Below are 19,017 nucleotides of genomic sequence, written 5' to 3' on the forward strand. Positions count from 1 at the left end.
AGGATGGGTAGTTAGATCTGTATGTACGCCATAATAAAGTTGGACAGTTCAATTTCTAATAAAGGTAATCTTAATGAAAACCTTTACACATATGATATATCATGATATAACATTATGTATAGATCTATTTTTTTGAAAGTTGGTGTTTGCTTTGACAAAGCCTTTATATGAGGTTTTATATGAAAACATAAAAAAAGATATTATATCAGGTGTGTATAAAGAAGGAGACCGCGTTCCTTCCGAAAAAGAATTGTCAGAACAATATGATGTCAGTAGAATTACAACAAAAAAAGCATTGGAAATGTTAGCCGGAGAAGGTTTGATCGTTAGACAGCCGGGAAGAGGTTCGTTTGTGAAGCAAAATTCTAGCGACGAAGAGAAGGTACCTGAATTAGTCGAATCGACTTCGAAAGAGGAAAAGCGTACACCACTAATGATTGGTCTAGTCATAACAGATTTTGATGATAGTTATGGGACAGCACTTATTTCATCCATTGAAAAGTGTACAACCGAACATTCTTGCTTCCTCATACTGCGCCGCTCCTTTGGAATTTCAGATATTGAAGAAAAAGCGATTCGGGAATTGGTTGAGCTTGGTGTTGATGGACTCATTGTCTTTCCTGCTCAAGCAGAATATTTTAGTGAAGAGATCTTAAAACTCGTCTTGAATAAATTTCCGTTAGTTCTGGTTGACCGTCATTTAAAGGGAATTTCCACTGCATCGGTAAGCACGGATAACGTTGGAGCGGCCAGAAAAGGAACAGAATACCTGCTGGAGTTAGGTCACAGGCATATTGGCCTGCTGACGCCACCCCCAAATGATACAACTGCTTTAGAAGATCGTATTGAAGGATTTGTACAGGCTCATGCAGAAAAGGGAGTCATCGTTGACCGAGATTTATGGATGAATAACATTACGTCAACACTTCCTAATTCTTTTAGGCCACCTAACATTAGGCATGATATAGATAAAATAAAGAAACACCTAATAGACCACCCGACAGTAACAGCTTTATTTGCGGCGGAATATTACATCGCTCTAATGGCGAATGAAGCGGTTAAAGAGCTGGGGATGCGTGTACCTGAAGATGTTTCGATTATGTGTTTTGATAGTCCGCCAACACATATAGGTGAATTTCAATTAACTTACCTGGCACAAGATCAGGAAAAAATGGGGCAAAAAGTATTTGAACTCCTTTTGAAACTACGAAATAAAGAGGATCAAGCCGTTGTACCAAAGCGGGTGTTGCTAGATGCTAATCTAGTAATTGGTAACTCGACCGCTCCAGTTACAATTAAAAAATAATATGGGTGAATGGTGTCTTCATAAGATTGGAGGCACTTTTTTGTTTGTAAAAAAGACAAAAACTCAATATACCATTATCTATCTCTTAAATAAAAATTTTTAAATGATATAATTAAATGTAATATTAAATTACTTATTGACATACTATTTATATAACAATTATACTATTTGTAAGCGCTTCACTAAAAGGAGGTGAAATACATAGATGGAAACAAATACATTACCTGCAACAATGATTAACATGATGGATGATATCACGTGCCGTCTGGCAGATCGTCCAAAGCTTGCGAAGATGTTTCAGAATTGCTTTAAAAATACGATTCAAACAACGGTTAAGCGCCTTGAAGATCAATCTACCTTTATTATTACAGGAGATATTCCAGCTATGTGGCTGCGAGATTCGGCTGCACAAGTAAAACCATACCTTGCACTTGCTGACCGTGATGAAACAATCTCAACGATCATTGAGGGGGTGATTAAACGCCAAATTGATTATGTCAATATTGATCCGTATGCAAATGCCTTTAATAAAGAGGCTGACGGAGCCGGGCATCAAAATGATCTAACTGATATGTCCGATTGGATTTGGGAAAGAAAATATGAAATTGATTCACTTTGTTATCCTATACAATTATCTTATTTATTTTGGAAGAAGACTGCAATTACAAGTCACTTTGATGACGAATTTTTGAAGGCTGTGAAGAAGATTATTGGAGTTTGGAAAGTTGAACAGCACCATGAAGAACAATCACCATATCGGTTTCAACGAAAAAATTGTCCGCCATCAGACACGCTCACTCGGGACGGTTTGGGAGAACCGGTCTGTTACACGGGTATGACGTGGTCAGGGTTTAGACCGAGTGATGATGCGTGTATGTATGGCTATTTAATTCCTTCCAACATGTTTGCTGTCGTTGTGCTAAACTACTTGGAAGAAATTTTAACCAGTTTCTATAAAACTAGTGACCTTATTAGTAGTGTAACAGAGTTAAAGAACCAAATTCAATCTGGAATTAATGAATATGGCATTGTGGACCATCCAAAGTATGGAAAAATGTATGCATACGAGACAGACGGATTTGGTCAATATAATTTAATGGATGACGCCAATGTTCCGAGTTTACTTGCTTTGCCATACCTGGGGTTTTGCAGTATTGAAGATGAAATCTATCAAAATACTAGAGCATTTATCTTAAGTGAAGATAATCCTTACTATTTTGAAGGAAAAGCTGCAAAGGGGATAGGAAGTCCACATACGCCTGATCAATATGTGTGGCATATTGCTCTCGCTATCCAAGGACTTACGACAAATTCAACAGAAGAAAAAGCGGAGTTACTAAGACTCTTTGAAACAACGGATGCAGATACTGGATATATGCACGAGGGTTTTCATGTTGATGACCCGACACAATTCACGCGTAAATGGTTTTCATGGGCAAACGCGATGTATTGTGAGTTTATCATGAGTGTTGTTGAAAGCGCTTCTAAAAAGTGAATAAATGATAAAGAGGTGGCTGGGATGAGAAAATTTCGATTTGGTTGGATGCTGTTGCTGGGGGTACTGCTGAGTTTAGCATTAGTAGGCTGCAGCAGTGAAGATTCTAGTAAAAGTGAAAGTAGTTCAGGTGATGAAAAAGTGAAGCTGACCTTCTGGGGTGACTGGACAGGTGATGGGGAAGATCAGTTTAACCATATGGTTGAAAAGTTTAACAAATCTCAAGACCGTATTGAAGTAGAATACGTCATTCAAGAAGATTTAATCACAAAATTTATGACCGGTATTACGTCTGGCCAAGTTCCTGATGTTTTACTTTGGGATCGCTGGAGAACATCGCTTTATGCACCAAAAGGCGTGCTGCATCCGATTAACGAATATATGGAAGCGGACGGCATCTCAGATGGCGATTTCTACGAGGAAGCATTAAAGGAATTAAGCTATGATGACAACTTATATGGTCTTCCATTAACAGTTGATACACGTGCCTTATTCTATAATAAAGACCATTTTGAAGAAGCGGGCATAGAGCCTCCGACCACATGGGAAGAGCTTCGTGAAGCAGCGAAAAAGCTAACTGTTAAAAATGGAAAAGACTTTGAACGAGTTGGTTTTTCCTTAAATGATCTGGGATTATTCAATATGTGGCTTCAACAGGCTGGTGGCCAGATGTTGACAGAAGATTTATCTGCAACAGCCTACAATAGTGAAGCAGGTTTAGAAGTGCTGGAATTTTGGAATCAATTGCTGTTTGAAGATGAAGTGTATAAGACTGGATTTGACAAAGGACTCGAAGGTGCTCAGCATCCTTTCATAACAGGTAAATCATCGATGCACTTTACGGGACCATGGGATCTACGTACGTATGAGCAATACAGTGATCAGTTAAATTACGGAGTTGTCCCACCGCCATCCGGTCCAAATGGTGACAAAGGTGCGGTTATGGGTGGCTTTGGTTTAGCTCTGCCAGAAGCTTCTAAAAAGAAAGAAGCAGCATGGGAGTTCATTAAATGGTGGTTAGCAGAACCGGAAAATGCACTTGAGTGGGGTAAAACAAGCTTGAACATTCCTGGTAACAAAGTCGCTCTTGAGGATCCGTTCTTCCAAGACGATCCATTTTGGAAGCCATTCATCGATTCATTAGAATTTGCTAAAATCCGTCCACGTCACCCGGGTTATTCTGTTGCAGAGGTTGATGCCTTAATTCCGAACCTGGAGAAATTCGTGTTGAAAGAGCAATCAGCAGAGGAAACGTTAGAAAAAGCCCAAAAAGAGGGAGATAGGATGCTTAAGGAAAATGAAGTTGAATAAAATTAACAGAATTCAAGAGAGTGCACTCTCTCTTGATTCTGTTCCTAAAAAAAGTTCATTTAACCGATACCAATCGCGGGCTGCGTATTTCCTAATTGCACCTACACTCATTCTGTTTATTGTATTTATGGTGATTCCAATTGGAATGGCTATTTTCTTAAGTTTTACTAATTATGACATTATCAGCTCAATGAAATGGGTAGGATTTGATAATTTCAAACGACTAATTGACGATGCCATTCTTTGGCAGACATTCCGAAATGTCGGAGTGTTAACCCTGTTTTTTGTGCCGCTAATGATCATTATTTCATTACTTTTAGCCGTTTTGGTCACACAGCCATTTCGTGGTGTTACGTTTTTCCGACTCGCTTTTTACATGCCGACAGTAACATCAGCAGTGGCGGCATCAATCGTTTGGTTATGGATATTGAACTCAGAATATGGATTAATCAATCAGATGCTTAGTTTTGTTGGAATTTCTGGACCTGCTTGGCTGTCTGAATCAGGGCCAGCAATGGCATCTGTAATTGCTGTTACGCTTTGGTTGGGTGTTGGTGGAAACATGATTATTTACATGGCGGGTATTAAAGGGATTCCAACGCAGCTCTATGAAGCAGCAAAGATTGATGGTGCTTCAGCCTTTAAACAACTTATTTATATTACATTTCCAATGCTACGCCCAACAACATTGTTAGTAAGTACGATGACGATTATTGGTGCACTTCAAATTTTTGACCAGGCATACGTGTTAACGCAAGGGGGACCTGCGAATTCCACGAAAACAATCGTATACCACATTTATACAACAGGCTTTCAACAGCTGCAAATGGGGTATGCATCAGCACAGGCGCTTGTTCTGACCATCACCATTTTAATTTTTACGGCCATTAACTTTAAGATTAATCAAAGTAAGGATCAATAGAAGGGAGGACCTGAGATGAAAAGAAGTGAAAATATTAAAAAGCTGATCTTCTATATCGTAAGTTCAGCTATTGCAGTGATTATGGTTATGCCATTTATTTGGAGCTTATTGACATCACTAAAACCAGATACTGAGATATTTCGGATTCCTCTGCAGTGGCTTCCTTCGACGATCACCTTTGAGCAATATATCGAAGCATTTGAATCAGTACCGTTTGGACGTTACTTGTTTAACTCACTTTATCTTGCAGTAATGGGAGTGTTCTTTAATCTTTTATTCGGTTCAATGAGTGGTTACGCCTTCGCGAAACTCAAATTCAAAGGAAGAAAAGTTATTTTTGCAGTGTTATTGGCAGCTATGATGATTCCCGGTGTAGTTGTCATGATCCCGCAATATATCGTCCTAAACAATATGCCACTAATGGGTGGAAATGACATTTTAGGCCAAGGTGGGCATGGATTGTTGAACAACTTTTGGGCGGTTATTCTTCCAGGTGCGGCCGGTTCGTTCGCAGTATTCTTTATGCGCCAGTTTTTCTTAACCTTACCGGATGAGTATATGGAATCAGCGAGGATTGATGGTTGCAGTGAGTTTCGGATTTATTGGAATCTTTACTTGCCGCTTACAAAACCGGCGTTAGCAACACTTGGAATTTTCACATTCCAAGCAAGGCTGGAACAGTTTCCTGTGGCCGTTAATCGTCTTAAATGACAGATCATTATACACAGTACAGATAGGGCTTCAAGCATTTACTTTTGATAAACAAACAGCATACGGACCGATGATGGCAGCGACGATTATCATCATTTTGCCAATCATTGCACTCTTCATGTACTTACAAAAATACTTTATTGACGGGGCAAACTTCTCCGGGATTAAAAGCTAATGAGGTAGAGGGTGAAACAATGTATAAATGGATGGTATGGATCGCAAAGGCAGCTGGATTGAATTTATTATGGATTTTGTTCACATTATGCGGATTTGGTTTCTTGGGCTTTTTTCCAGCAACAGTCGCTTTGTTAATGGTGATACGGGATGTAAAAACGGGGAATCAAAAGGGCATAGGAGCTTCTTTCCTGAATTACTATGTGGAAAATTTTATCAAGGCTAATGCCTACGGCTATTTGATCATGTTTGTAAATATTGTCTTGATATCACTTGCGATCCAATCTGTTCATTCCTCACTACTACTTGCCATACCAATTTTTGTGGTGACGGTGCTGGTTTTCATGATATCCCTATATCTGCTGCCTGTATTTACGTATTTTCATGCATCATTTTTGAATCATTTAAAACTATCAAGTGTGATTGCACTAGGACACCCGGTTGTATCATTTGTGTTGTTTTCTCTATTTGCACTCAATTTTGGAGTACTCTTTTATTCTCGCATTTTGATTGCATTTCCAATCTTGTTTTTGTTCTTTATGGTCAGCGTTTCTGCTTATTTTGTGATGGTCGTATTATTGCCGGTGTTTAGGAAGTATGGCCGGCTTGAGTCAGAAAAAGCAGCTACCAGTAACCAGGTATCAGAAGTCTAATAGTTTCATATATCAAGTTTTAATTGTAACCGCTTTATTTATTATAAAAAGGAGTGACATTATGCTTACTAAATGGCGTGGAATGACCGTTTTGCCGGCAGTCCTATTGATGATATTCTCATTACTTGTTACAACTCTATTTCATTCAGAACAGGTTGAAGCTGCAAGCTTATGGAGTGAGGAGTATGATGCAGCACAAGGAACGTTATATAACGTCGGAACAGAAAACTCGGAAGCAGGCTATTTCGGTGAAGGCTATGTTGCCGGCTGGAGCAGAGATGGTCAAAAAGTCGATGTCGAAGTGGACGTACCTAGTGATGGCAGCTACACACTGGTGTTCAAATATGCTGGTGGTGCCGGCTCTGCTACCCGCTATCTTGAAGTGAATGGGGAAGAGATTGTCGATCAAGTACGTTTTTCTGGAACAGGAAGCTGGGGGAACTGGCAAACTGCGAATGTTAACGACATCAGCTTAACTGCTGGGAAAAATACGATAACTCTTGGCTTTGATTCTTCGAGAGGCAGTACGAACTGGCTTAACTATGACAGTCTGACTGTAAAAGAACCAAGTGAAACAGAGCTAGTGCCATGGGGATTAAAAGAAGAAGCTGAGCAGGCTCAATTATCGCTTACTGAAAACTTTTGGAACAATGATCGAAACATGTTCAATAATCAATATCCTGATAGCGAAACAAATGATCGATTCCATTACTGGTGGCAGGCACATGGAATTGACACATTAATTGACGGTTATGAACGAACAGGTGATAAAGAGTATCTCGACAAAGCGCAAGCTTTATATGAAGGTGTTAAAGCAAGAAACGGCGGTGATATCCGTAACGATTTTTATGATGATATGTTGTGGATGGCACTTGCTCTTCAACGTTTGCACAGCTACACCGATAATCCGGAGCATGAACAAGCAGTGTTTACACTATGGGAAGACATTAAAACTGGCTGGAGTGAGGAATTTGGCGGCGGCATCGCGTGGAACAAATTCCAACTTGATTACAAAAATACACCATCAAATGCACCAGCAGTTATTCTTGCCGTACGGCTATTTGAGCAGTATGGAAAAGAAGAAGATTTAAAATGGGCAAAGAAAATCTATAACTGGCACCAGGAAACATTAGTGGATCCTGCAAACGGCTTAGTGTGGGATGGCATTAATCGGACAGGTGATGGAAATATCGATAAAGGCTGGGAGTTCACGTATAACCAAGGTGTCTATATCGGGGCGTCTGTTGAGCTTTTTAAATTAACAGGTGATCAACAATACCTTGATGCTGCCATTCAGACAGCTGAAACGACAAAAGAACGATTCTCCAATCACAACGGAATCATCTATGAAGGTGGCTCTGGCGATGGTGGATTATTTAAAGGAATTCTCGTCCGTTACGTAACAGAGCTAGTAAAAGCAGACGAGTCACAAGTCAATCTTGCTGAATGGATCATTAAAAATGCCAAAAGTGTTTGGAATCAAACAAAGGAAGAGCCGGTAATTTTGTTTGGATCATCATGGGAAGGTGCCATTAATACCCCTGTTGAGCTTAGTCAGCAATTAAGCGGCGTTATGCTGATGGAGCACGCAGCAGAACTCGAACCGATTATGTTTGACAGTGTGAGTGATGTGTTAGCTGTGAAGATTAACGTTTATGCAGCAGCGGGTGATTTGGAGAAATCCGTAGTGAAAAAACTTAGCAATCGTATCAACAAGTAGAGCACCATCTTGGCAAAGGACACTTTGAGCAGGCACTTAAACATCTTGAAGACTTTGAAAAGCATTTACAAAAAGGGAAGCAACAGGGTCATGTCACCGATGCAGCTTATGAAGAACTTCAACACTTAGTAGACAGAATATTGAAATAATAAAGTGACAATTTGAAGAAATTAGTCAATTCATAAACAGGTAGGAAAAGGAGTGGGACGGTTGAAAACGATTCGAATTGGATTTATCGGGACAGGTGGAATGGCTCAAGTACATGCAGGGCAACTGCTGGAACTTGAAAATGTAAAAATTACAGCGATAACAGATGTGAGTCCTGACGCAAGGGCGAGATTTATCGAAAAAGCGGGATTAGAAAATGTTCAGCAATTTACAGAATACCGCGACATGCTCGACCAGGCAGAATTGGATGGAGTTGTTATCTGTTCACCACATACTTTGCACTTTGAACAAGCAACAGCAGTGTTGGAGAAGGGGTTGCACGTGTTAATCGAAAAACCGATGACATGTTCATCACATGAGGCTGAGCAATTAATTGAAGCGGCAAAGCGAACAGGAATGATCATGCAAGTGTCATACCAACGCCATTTTCAGCCGGAATTTATTTATATTCACGATACAATCGCTGCCGGAAAAATTGGAAAGGTTACATCTGTTACAGCATCATTGTACCAGCAATGGTGGAACGGTTCGAACGACACGTATTCATGGCGCAAGGATCCGAAATTATCTGGAGGAGGATTTTTAATGGACTCCGGCAGCCATATAATCGATGTATTGCTTTGGACGACAGGATTAACACCAGTTGAAGTAACGGCACAGCTTTCTCAACAGGGTGCACCGGTAGAAATCGATACATTCACTTCAATTCAGTTTAAAGAAGGTGCGGTTGCCGGTTTGAACCTTGTCGGTTACTCACCGGCTTGGCATGAAACATACGTATTCTGCGGTGAAAAGGGAGCCATTTTTTATGACAACGATAAAATAACCCTTCATTTAACAGGAGAAGAACCAGTCGTACCGGAATTACCTAAGGCAACAACGAATCAAGACAAAAGCTTCATAGATGCGATCCGTGGAGATGGGGATGTACAGGTGCCAGGAGAATTTGCTTTAAAGGTTGTTAAGTTTTCGGAAATGGTTTATGAATCAGTTGGCTACAAGCCTTACTAAAGGAGGAATTGACTACATGAATTTTAATATAGGAATGCGGATTCCACCAAAAATCGGTAGTGAAGGAATTGAAAAAGTTGCAAGCTGGGCTGCGAAAGTTCAATTGGACACACTTGATGTCCCTCGGCTCACGCTGGAAGTAAAAGCTGCCTGTGAAAACGCAGGTGTCGGGATCGGAACCGTCGATGTTGCACAGGTTGGTCAACTTTTTAGTTTAGATGAAAAACGCCGTGCAGATGCAGTTGACAGTGTGAAAAAACAGATGACTGACATCGCTGCATTTGGAGGACGTGTGCTGTTCATGTGTCTTGTACCTGAGGATCACACGCTGTCACGAAAAGATTCTTTCGGAATTTGGAAAGAAACATTTCCTGAAATCATTCAACATGCTGAACAGAATGGGTTATACATTGCCATCGAAGGCTGGCCAGGACCGGCACCATACTATCCAACGCTGGGCTGTACGCCGGAGACATTAAGGGCAATGTTCAACACGATCCCATCGAAGCATTTTGGAATGACCTATGATCCATCACATTTGGTCCGTTTAGGAATTGACTATATCCGCGTGTTGTCTGAGTTTGGGGAACGAGTGAATCACTGCCATGGCAAAGACACTGAAATGTTAACAGATGATCTGTATGAATGTGGTGTGCTGCAGTCGACTTTCACGGAAAAATACTTATTCTCAGAAGGCTCTTGGCGATACACAATCCCAGGCCACGGGGAAGTTGACTGGGGGAAAGTTGCTATTCGTTTACAACAGTTGGGCTACAATGGACCGATCAGTATCGAATTAGAAGATCACCGCTATTGGGGTATACTGGAAGCCGAGCAACAAGGGATCGTGAAAGCTGCAGAGCATTTGCGGAGGTACTTTTAATAATAGATTCTTACATGCAAGGGGTGAATCGATGGACGAAAAACTTCGAGTTGGCATAATCGGTTACGGATTTGCATCGAGGACGTTTCATGCACCGGTCATTACAAGTATACCAAATTTACAGGTAACTAAAATCGTCCAGCGCCACAGCACGAGCGCAAACGAGCGGTATCCTGAGTTAGAGGTCGTCAGTCATGTCGACGATCTCTATCAAGATGATGCGATTGATTTGGTTGTCGTGGCAACACCAAGCACTGACCACGTGAAATTTGTACGTGACGCATTGCTTGCAGGGAAACATGTTGTCGTGGAAAAACCGTTTACAACAACCTCGGCTGAAGCAGATGAGTTATCACAATTGGCAAAGGAACAAGGAAAAGTTTTAAGCGTCTTCCACAACCGCCGTTGGGATGGAGATTTTATGACGTTGAGGCGTGTCTTAGCTGACGGAATGGTGGGTAATGTAAAAGAAGCCATTTTTCGCTGGGACCGGTATATCCCGGATGCGAATCCTGATAAATGGCGTGACAGCAATGCACTAGGCTCTGGGGTGCTCTATGATCTTGGAGTGCACTTTTTTGATCAAGTCCTCTGTCTATTTGGGAAACCAGACAAAATCCGTGCAGAAGTCCGGTCTTTGAGGGCAGATACAAAAGCGGATGATTACTTTGATGTAACACTAGGATTCCGCCATGACTTAAGCGTGACCATAAAATCCACTGTGCTGGCCAGAGAACCTGGTCCACGTTATGTCGTGCATGGAACAAAGGGTTCGTTTGTGAAGTATGGCAATGATCCCCAGGAACAAGCGTTAATAGCAGGACGCTCACCTGCTGAAAACGGGTGGGGCAAGGAATCACAAGAAATGTGGGGCACTTTGAACACAGTGGTGAATAATCTCCATGTAGTAGGTACCGTTGAAACAGTTGCCGGTGCTTACCAAGCGTACTATCAAAATATGTATGATGCAATAACTGGCCGTGCTGAGCTGATTGTAAAACCTGAGGAGGCGAAGATGGCGATTAAGTTAATTGAACTGGCGCTTGTGAGTAGTCGAGAAGGTCGGACGGTTGATGTTGAGTAATAAATCCTATTTCATTAACCATAAGTTCCTACAAAAGGGTGAATTAAATGCGTGACGTTAAATTTTCTTTAAATGCTTCAACACTTTTTCCATTTGACCTGGATGTAATCAATCAAATCAAGGTAGCAGCACATGCAGGATATGATGGCATTGAGTTATGGGTAAAGGATATCCAGGATTATCTTGAAAAAGAAGGTTCAATAAAAGAGTTAATAGAGTGCATCGAAGTGAGCAGTATCGAAGTGGTCAATGCGATTACTTTTTTCAAATGGTCGGATGCAGATGAAGGGACAAGACAGCAGGGGCTCAAAGAAGCAGAGAGGGAAATGACACTATTAAAAGAAATTGGATGTAAAGCTGTTGCTGCACCTCCGAGCGGAGACATGGCAGCTCTACCTTTACAAAAGATCACTGAGCATTTCACTGAATTAAGTGAGCTTGCAGACCGAATTGGAATTGACGTCTACCTCGAATTCTGGGGTAAAGCTCCCAAACTAAGTACCCTAAGTGAGGCCATGTTTATCGCACTTGAAAGTGGTCTTCCTGACGTAAAGTTATTGCTTGACCCGTTTCATATGTATACGGGCGGAAGCCATTTTAGTGGTCTTGCTTATCTTAAATCTGAACACATCGGAATTTTCCATGTGAACGATTATCCAGCACACCCGACGCGAAAATCAATTACCGACAAAGATCGCGTATTCCCGGGTGATGGGATCGCACCGACTGCAGAGATAGCAACTTACTTAGAGAAGATGAATTACAACGGTTACTTGTCATTGGAACTGTTTATCGAAAACTATCACAACCAATCTGCTTTGGAGGTCGCCCGTTATGGGTTGGAGAAAATGAAGCAGACGTACTTACGTTAAATCGATGGGGATGAGCCCCTTTACATTTAAAAGTGGTAATGTAGCTTTTGACATATTTATAGAGAAAGAGGAGGAAGCAATGAACATCGCAAATCAAACGAAATGGGCATCACGAGCGCAGGAAGCATTTAACAGTTTGCTGCAAAATTACTGGAATCATCATTTAAATATGTTCAACAATCACTACCCAAATCCGGATAACAGATCAAATGTAACGTTTCATTACTGGTGGTATGCGCATGCAATTGATAGTTTGGTAGACGCATATTATCGGACAAATGACGAAGAGATTACATTTTTAATTGAAAAGGAATATAACGGGCTTTTATTTCGGAATGGCGGCCAGCCTACAAATCTCCTATATGACGATATGGAATGGTTGGCTCTTGCATTACTTCGAAGCTATCAAGCTACAACTAACGAAGACTATTTAAAAGATGTACACATTCTATGGGATGATATTAAGACAGGCTGGAATGACCAAATGGGTGGAGGTATAGCCTGGCATAAAGAGCAGCTTGGTTATAAAAATACACCAGCAAATGGTCCGGCGATCATTTTGGCAGCCAGGTTATATAAAGAGTTTGGAAACGAAGCAGACCTCAAATTTGCAAAAGAACTTTTCACTTGGCTTGATGACAATCTCGTTGATAAAGAAACCGGCTTTGTCATGGACGGTATTAACCGCCTTGGTAATGGTCAGATCGATACTGATTGGGAATTCACGTATTGCCAAGGAGTGTATGTAGGTGGAGCAGTAGAGCTGTACCGAATGACAAACGACAATCAATACTTAGAAAAAGCGCTAAAAACCGCTCATTTTGCAATTGAAAAATTACACGACAAAACGCATAATGTGTTGAAAAGTGAAGGTAACGGTGATGGTGGTTTGTTTAAAGGAATTATGATCCGATATTTCACCGAATTAATTGCAACAGCACCTGAAAGAACGGAAGCTATCCTCACTTATCTTAAGATGAATGCGGAAAAACTTTGGCAGCACGGGACAAACAAAGATAAAACGATTTTCAATCATCTTTGGAGCGAGCAGCCCGACTTAACAAAAGGAATTGATTTAAGCATCCAGCTAAGCGGTGTATTTCTATTTGAATGTTTAGCATCACTTGAACGAAGTAAATGAACAGCTGAAAAATAATAATCGTATGAAAAAATAATGGGTTAGTAAATATTACGAGGAGGGAGTACACTTCCCGCCATATTAATAAGTGACAAGTCACTACTGACTGGCTTCAGCTTGTAGACAAAGTAAAATTTGCTAGCCTTTCAGACTGATTGCTAACGCTTGCTTTCGAGGCACGAAGCCTTGTGAGGAGCGGAGTTACCGGTGTTGGTAATGAGCACCGCAGTAAGGTGAGTAACGAAGAAAGCGAGCGTTTGTCAACAGTCTGACCAGTCACTACTGACTGGTCTACTATAAAACATGCAAATTTAACATCATAAAACGTCTCTAAGTATAAGAATTATCCTCGTTTATCGCTGTCTTTTTTCTTTACCGGCAACCAAATTTCGCTATATACATTTTCCGATGTACCACTATACTTTGTAAATGAAATTCCAGGTAAATCAGCTACTACATAATCTGAAGAAGGTAACCATTCAGAATAAATTTTTGCAGTCGTTTCTTGAAGTGTAGCAGGAAATGGCCCTTGATTAGGGAAGATGGCCCATAAACTTTCCTCAATAGAAATTTGTTCTAAATCATCGAATGGGTTTTCTTTTGTCGTAGCTAATCCAATCATATGAGTGAGGGAACCTTTTTCTTCCAGGAAACCCTCATCAAAATCATACGATACATTCAAGACTTGATGTGGATATAAGTCAGCTAATTGATGCATTTCATTTCTTTGTTGTTCGGTAATGGACTGGGCTAGTTCTATGATCGCATGGTTCTCACCTTCGAATTGAATCGGCACTCGTTTTGAAACACCTACAATCGTAAACTTTTCCTTTTTTTCTAGTTTGAATTCCATCGATATACCTCCTTTAATATCAATAAAAAAGGTAAATTTGGGAAATGATTTTTGGATTTTATTTTTACTTACTTCCGATGGTAAAAAACCACTCCACTCACGAAAGGCTCTTGAAAATCCTTCAAGTGACTGATAACCATATTTATAGGCAATATCTGTCACTTTTTCTCCATTTATTAATTCAACATTCGCAACTGATAATCTCCGGTTCTTGATATACTCATTCAATGACATTCCGGCCATATACGAAAACATTCTTTTAAAATGATAATCAGACATCCCCACAATTTTTGAAATATCCTTCCCGGAAATTTCTTCTGTTAAATGTAATTCAATATAGTCCATTAATTGATTGAATTCTTGTACCATTCATTTCCCTCCTTTACATACTCATCATATCGCTGCCATTTATTATTCACTTGATATTTTTTGTACGGAATAGATCGGAAGTTGTTTTTGCCATTACTCAATATTCACACAAATTAGTAAGACCATTCTATCTATAAATGAATCGGAGGATGATTTGAAACGTAGATAAAGGTTTAAAAATAATTAATAGATGTTATTCTTATTTTAAGAGATAATTGTAATATATGTAATAGAAGTGAACCAGATCTAATTTTACTGGTAACAATTCAAGAGAATGAGATTATACGAAGGATCTTTACTTTAAAGTTCAACTAAACTTTTATAAAAATGGAAAGTATGAAATTATTCAATAAGCTGCTAACCGAGGTGACAATTGGACTTGATGAATTTTTAAAAAGGGGTATTGCATAATGACCAATAGTAAATTAAATCCAAAAGTTGATGTTTTTTTAAGTGAAGCAAAAGCGTGGAAGGAAGAATTTGTAAAACTTCGAGAGATTGTCCTTAGCTGTGAACTGACTGAAGAGTTTAAGTGGATGCATCCTTGTTATACGTTGAATGGGAAAAACATTGTTCTAATACATGGATTTAAAGATTACTGTGCACTACTTTTTCATAAAGGTGCCTTGTTAAAGGATGAAGATAAAATTCTCATTCAACAAACGGAAAATGTACAATCTGCCCGCCAGATTCGGTTTACAAATCTTCAAGAAATCGTTGAATTGGAATCAACTATAAAAGCTTATATTCAGGAAGCCATTGAAGTTGAAAAAGCTGGCTTGGAAGTAAAAGTTGAAAAAAAGAAAGAGATCATTATTCCTGAAGAACTTCAAACGAAATTCGATGAGCTTCCAGCTTTGAAAACTGCTTTTGAAGCATTGACACCGGGCCGGCAAAGAGCATATATTCTTCATTTTACTCAACCCAAACAAGCTAAGACCCGTGAATCAAGAATTATGAAATCTATAGAGCGAATTCTTATAGGGAAGGGTTTAAATGATTGTATTTGTGGCTTATCGAAAAGGATGCCGAACTGTGATGGCTCACACAAAAATATACAGTAAGTTTATATAAAGAAAAGAAAGTAGGTTTCCTGCTTTCTTTTCACTCACAGTTTACATAATGTTATTATGGTTTCGGTGAGTTTTGGATCGAGTAATTGTTCTCATGGTAAACATTTGCTATTGTATAGAAATACAGAATTAACACTGATAGGAGTGGCCGAATGGGCTATTATGACCTTTCTAAAGCTGAACGAGTTCAATTTTACAATACAATGGAAGAACATATCTTAATAGACATTACAGAGGAAAAAGTAGATCATATTCTTTTGTATGCAGCGGATCGTGATACTTACATACGGAAAAATACTTATCTTATATTAGGACGCTTATATAATGCCAATCCTTCTTTTCAAAGCAGAATCACCCAAACTCTTGGACAACTACTGAAAAATGAAAATGAGAAAATTAGACAAACTATGGTGAATTGCCTTGGTGAAATTGGAAAGAACGATACAGAAAAAGTGCTGGAATTGTTTGAGATCGCTTTATTCGATAAACATCATTCTGTTCGAAATGCAGTTATCGGTTCTCTGAAAAAGATAGGCGAAGTTAACCCTATACCCATTTTGAACTTTGCCAAAAAGTATCTCCATCATCCCGAAGCAGAAATTCGAAGAGAAGTCATTCATGGAATCGAGTTAAGAGGGAGAACACATCCTGAGGATGTATTACCACTATTACAGGAAGTACAGTTTGAAAGAGTAAAACGTGTAAGAAATATGGTCATTCATGTACTAGGTCAAATCAGTTATAAAAAGGACTGTTTAGAAAAGGTTGTTCAAGCTCTTCGTGAATGGGAAAACAAAGAACTAGTTGATGAGGCACTAGTGGAAATATTGGACGTACATATTCGTTATAATGACTTTAGTGTGAGAACATATGCTGAAGCAAAGTTGTATATTGAAAATCAATTTAATAGATCGTGATTTATTTCAGACTACTTAGTTATTTTTCTTGAATGTTAATTTATAGTATAATAACGTTAATTTTGCAAAGAAGGGTGTCATTATCATAATGTGGAATGAATTTAAGAAATTTGCACTAAAAGGAAATGTTATTGACTTGGCTGTCGGTGTTGTTATCGGAGCAGCCTTTGGAAAAATAGTCTCTTCACTTGTAGATAATATCATTATGCCGCTTGTTGGGCTTCTAATGGGTGGAGTCAACTTAACAAATTTGATTGTAAAAGTAGGAGGAGCAGAGGTTAAATATGGCTTATTCTTACAAAATGTTGTTGACTTCCTCATTGTAGCTTTTTCAATCTTTATCGTTGTAAAAATGATTAATAAGTATTTCAAAAAGAAAGAAAAAGAAACACAGCCAGCACCTGTAGTGGATAAAAATGTTGAGCTGTTAACAGAGATTCGTGATTTATTAAAACATAATCAATCTTAAAAGATACATATTATTCGAAGAAGAGTAAACGATCAGTTTCAACAATTTTTTAAGTCCTGCCTACAAAAATAGGTGGGACTTTTACTATTTAATTCAACTGATTACATAAATTCCTTTTGTATCTCATCTCATTTCTATGCCATAATTAACCAAGAACCAAGGAGTGATAAGCATGCAAAAAATAATGATCGTTGAAGATGATCCGAAAATATCAGAGCATCTAAAAAAACATATTGAAAAATACGGCTATGATGTTTCTGCTGTGGCTGATTTTGATCATGTTATGGATGAATTCTATAAGTTTAAGCCTCAACTTGTTCTTTTGGATATAAATCTGCCAAGTTTTGACGGATATTACTGGTGCAGACAAATTCGCAAGGAATCGGTATGCCCCGTAATTTTTATTTCTGCCCGAATTGGTGAAATGGATCAGGTGATGGCGCTGGAAAATGGCGGTGATGATTATATCACGAAGCCATTTAGTGCTGAAATTGTCATGGCCAAAATTCGCAGTCAGCTTCGCCGTGCCTATGGAGAATATGCGTCAAAGGTAGAAGAGCGAGTATTGGAAAACAATGGACTGAAGCTTTTTCCCGAAAGATTGGAATTAACATTTGAGACAAAAACCGTTTCCTTATCCAAAAAGGAATCAGATATTATAGAGAGCTTGATGGAGCGGTTCCCACGTGTTGCAGGACGGGAAGATTTACTGGAGAAACTGTGGGATGACCAAACCTACATTGATGAAAATACACTAAATGTGAATATAACAAGAGTAAGGAAAAAATTACAGGAAATTGGTCTGGAAGGTGTTGTAGAAACTGTTCGAGGTGCGGGCTATCGCTTACATGTATCGTGGAAGGAGAATGAGGAATGAGGTTATTTTTCAAACAGCATTCCTTATTACTTCTCGTACAAACATTTCAATTGGCCGTCATCCTTTCGATCTTTTGGCTTGACGGGTTTCGTGATCTGAGACTGTTCTTTTATTCTGCCTTTCTCAGCTTTTTCATCCTGGTTATTTATCTGGTCTATCATTATATGAGTCACCGCAAGCTTTATGATCGACTAAAAACACCCCTTACAAGACTGGATGACACCTTTCAGTTAACAGATAGAGCACCTTTGTCTGTTGCTTTTGACAAGGTGTTACGTGAGCAATATGTTCTTTATCAGAGTCAGCTGGAGTTCATTGAAAAGCAGCAGGAAGAGCACCGAAAGTTTATGGATCAATGGGTTCACCAGATGAAAACACCTTTATCAGTCATTGAGTTAACAGCTCAAAACTTAGATGAACCTGACTCATCAAGCATTCGTGAAGAAACAGACCGAATGAAATCAGGATTAAATACCGTTCTCTATATGGCACGTTTTAAAACAATTGAACAAGATTTTCATATTAAACATGTAGAATTATCAAAAGTTGTACAAGAGGTAAACAGAGAAAATAAGCGATTTTATATTCGGAATCAAGTTTACCCAAAGTTAGTTATTGAAAGAGAAGGGATAACAGTTGAAACAGATGAAAAGTGGCTGTTTTTTATTCTCTCACAGCTCTTTAATAATGCAGTTAAATATTCTGCAGGAAAAAGTAATTCAATCGTAATTTCCATTTATGAAAAAGAAAAGGAAGCTATTCTTGAAGTAAAAGACTTTGGAATTGGGATCCCTGATACAGATAAGCTTCGAATCTATCAACCATTTTTCACAGGAGAAAATGGTCGGAAATATCGTGAATCAACAGGAATGGGTTTATATTTAGTTAAAGAAACATTAAATCATCTAGGTCATCGATTGGAAATGGAATCAGAAGCAGGAATCGGAACAACTTTTCGTATCATTTTCTCAGAAACACAAAACCTTACAAAACTGTAAGGAAAGTGAAAGA

The 19,017-nt window shown here is 39.1% G+C and carries 17 protein-coding genes and 2 pseudogenes; 18 read left to right on the forward strand and 1 reads right to left on the reverse strand.

What is annotated here, in order from left to right:
* Window positions 1–142: 142 nt before the first annotated feature.
* From AC0L8O_RS10305 to AC0L8O_RS10365, 13 genes and pseudogenes are all read left to right on the forward strand, one after another.
* On the forward strand, window positions 143–1,306 hold the full coding sequence (locus AC0L8O_RS10305) for a GntR family transcriptional regulator (protein WP_473447867.1): 1,164 nt from the start codon (window positions 143–145) through the stop codon (window positions 1,304–1,306).
* A 205-nt stretch (window positions 1,307–1,511) separates the two neighbouring features.
* Window positions 1,512–2,801, forward strand: a complete 1,290-nt coding sequence (locus AC0L8O_RS10310; protein ID WP_473447869.1) for a glycoside hydrolase family 125 protein — start codon at window positions 1,512–1,514, stop codon at window positions 2,799–2,801.
* A gap of 24 nt (window positions 2,802–2,825) precedes the next feature.
* Window positions 2,826–4,112, forward strand: coding sequence for an ABC transporter substrate-binding protein (locus tag AC0L8O_RS10315; RefSeq protein ID WP_473447871.1), 1,287 nt, complete (start codon window positions 2,826–2,828; stop codon window positions 4,110–4,112).
* Window positions 4,099–5,034, forward strand: a complete 936-nt coding sequence (locus tag AC0L8O_RS10320) for a carbohydrate ABC transporter permease (RefSeq protein WP_473447873.1) — start codon at window positions 4,099–4,101, stop codon at window positions 5,032–5,034. Before AC0L8O_RS10315 ends, AC0L8O_RS10320 begins: the two co-directional genes overlap by 14 nt.
* Before the next feature lie 15 nt (window positions 5,035–5,049).
* Window positions 5,050–5,920 (forward strand): annotated as a pseudogene (locus AC0L8O_RS10325) (carbohydrate ABC transporter permease).
* A 19-nt stretch (window positions 5,921–5,939) separates the two neighbouring features.
* Window positions 5,940–6,572: a YesL family protein gene (locus AC0L8O_RS10330; RefSeq protein WP_473447875.1), complete on the forward strand. Its 633-nt coding sequence runs from the start codon at window positions 5,940–5,942 to the stop codon at window positions 6,570–6,572.
* A gap of 61 nt (window positions 6,573–6,633) precedes the next feature.
* The gene (locus AC0L8O_RS10335) at window positions 6,634–8,292 is read left to right on the forward strand and encodes a glycoside hydrolase family 76 protein (protein ID WP_473447877.1); all 1,659 of its coding nucleotides are present in this window, start codon (window positions 6,634–6,636) and stop codon (window positions 8,290–8,292) included.
* Window positions 8,293–8,336: 44 nt separating this feature from the next.
* Window positions 8,337–8,441 (forward strand): annotated as a pseudogene (locus AC0L8O_RS10340) (FIMAH domain-containing protein); the annotation flags it as partial.
* A gap of 61 nt (window positions 8,442–8,502) precedes the next feature.
* On the forward strand, window positions 8,503–9,471 hold the full coding sequence (locus tag AC0L8O_RS10345) for a Gfo/Idh/MocA family protein (RefSeq protein ID WP_473447879.1): 969 nt from the start codon (window positions 8,503–8,505) through the stop codon (window positions 9,469–9,471).
* On the forward strand, window positions 9,452–10,354 hold the full coding sequence (locus tag AC0L8O_RS10350) for a sugar phosphate isomerase/epimerase family protein (RefSeq protein WP_473447881.1): 903 nt from the start codon (window positions 9,452–9,454) through the stop codon (window positions 10,352–10,354). Before AC0L8O_RS10345 ends, AC0L8O_RS10350 begins: the two co-directional genes overlap by 20 nt.
* 31 nt (window positions 10,355–10,385) lie before the next feature.
* A complete protein-coding gene (locus tag AC0L8O_RS10355; protein WP_473447882.1) occupies window positions 10,386–11,438 on the forward strand; it encodes an oxidoreductase in 1,053 nt (350 codons plus the stop codon).
* A gap of 47 nt (window positions 11,439–11,485) precedes the next feature.
* On the forward strand, window positions 11,486–12,310 hold the full coding sequence (locus AC0L8O_RS10360; protein WP_473447884.1) for a sugar phosphate isomerase/epimerase family protein: 825 nt from the start codon (window positions 11,486–11,488) through the stop codon (window positions 12,308–12,310).
* A 79-nt stretch (window positions 12,311–12,389) separates the two neighbouring features.
* A complete protein-coding gene (locus AC0L8O_RS10365) occupies window positions 12,390–13,451 on the forward strand; it encodes a glycoside hydrolase family 76 protein (protein WP_473447886.1) in 1,062 nt (353 codons plus the stop codon).
* A 340-nt stretch (window positions 13,452–13,791) separates the two neighbouring features.
* Here the strand turns inward: AC0L8O_RS10365 and AC0L8O_RS10370 are convergent, their stop codons facing one another.
* Window positions 13,792–14,670: an AraC family transcriptional regulator gene (locus AC0L8O_RS10370; protein WP_473447888.1), complete on the reverse strand. Its 879-nt coding sequence runs from the start codon at window positions 14,668–14,670 to the stop codon at window positions 13,792–13,794.
* A gap of 410 nt (window positions 14,671–15,080) precedes the next feature.
* Between AC0L8O_RS10370 and AC0L8O_RS10375 the strand changes: the two genes are divergently transcribed.
* The 5 genes from AC0L8O_RS10375 (at window position 15,081) to AC0L8O_RS10395 (ending at window position 19,004) form a co-directional block, all read left to right on the forward strand.
* Window positions 15,081–15,734, forward strand: a complete 654-nt coding sequence (locus tag AC0L8O_RS10375) for a YdeI/OmpD-associated family protein (RefSeq protein WP_473447890.1) — start codon at window positions 15,081–15,083, stop codon at window positions 15,732–15,734.
* A gap of 161 nt (window positions 15,735–15,895) precedes the next feature.
* The gene (locus tag AC0L8O_RS10380) at window positions 15,896–16,660 is read left to right on the forward strand and encodes a HEAT repeat domain-containing protein (protein ID WP_473447892.1); all 765 of its coding nucleotides are present in this window, start codon (window positions 15,896–15,898) and stop codon (window positions 16,658–16,660) included.
* 88 nt (window positions 16,661–16,748) lie between these two features.
* Complete coding sequence (gene mscL / locus AC0L8O_RS10385) at window positions 16,749–17,129, forward strand: large conductance mechanosensitive channel protein MscL (protein ID WP_473447895.1); 381 nt, start codon at window positions 16,749–16,751, stop codon at window positions 17,127–17,129.
* Between the two features lie 172 nt (window positions 17,130–17,301).
* A complete protein-coding gene (locus AC0L8O_RS10390) occupies window positions 17,302–18,006 on the forward strand; it encodes a response regulator (protein WP_473447897.1) in 705 nt (234 codons plus the stop codon).
* Window positions 18,003–19,004, forward strand: a complete 1,002-nt coding sequence (locus AC0L8O_RS10395; RefSeq protein WP_473447899.1) for a sensor histidine kinase — start codon at window positions 18,003–18,005, stop codon at window positions 19,002–19,004. Before AC0L8O_RS10390 ends, AC0L8O_RS10395 begins: the two co-directional genes overlap by 4 nt.
* Window positions 19,005–19,017 lie beyond the last annotated feature (13 nt).

This window comes from Metabacillus sp. KJ11-3 (genome assembly GCF_055808295.1).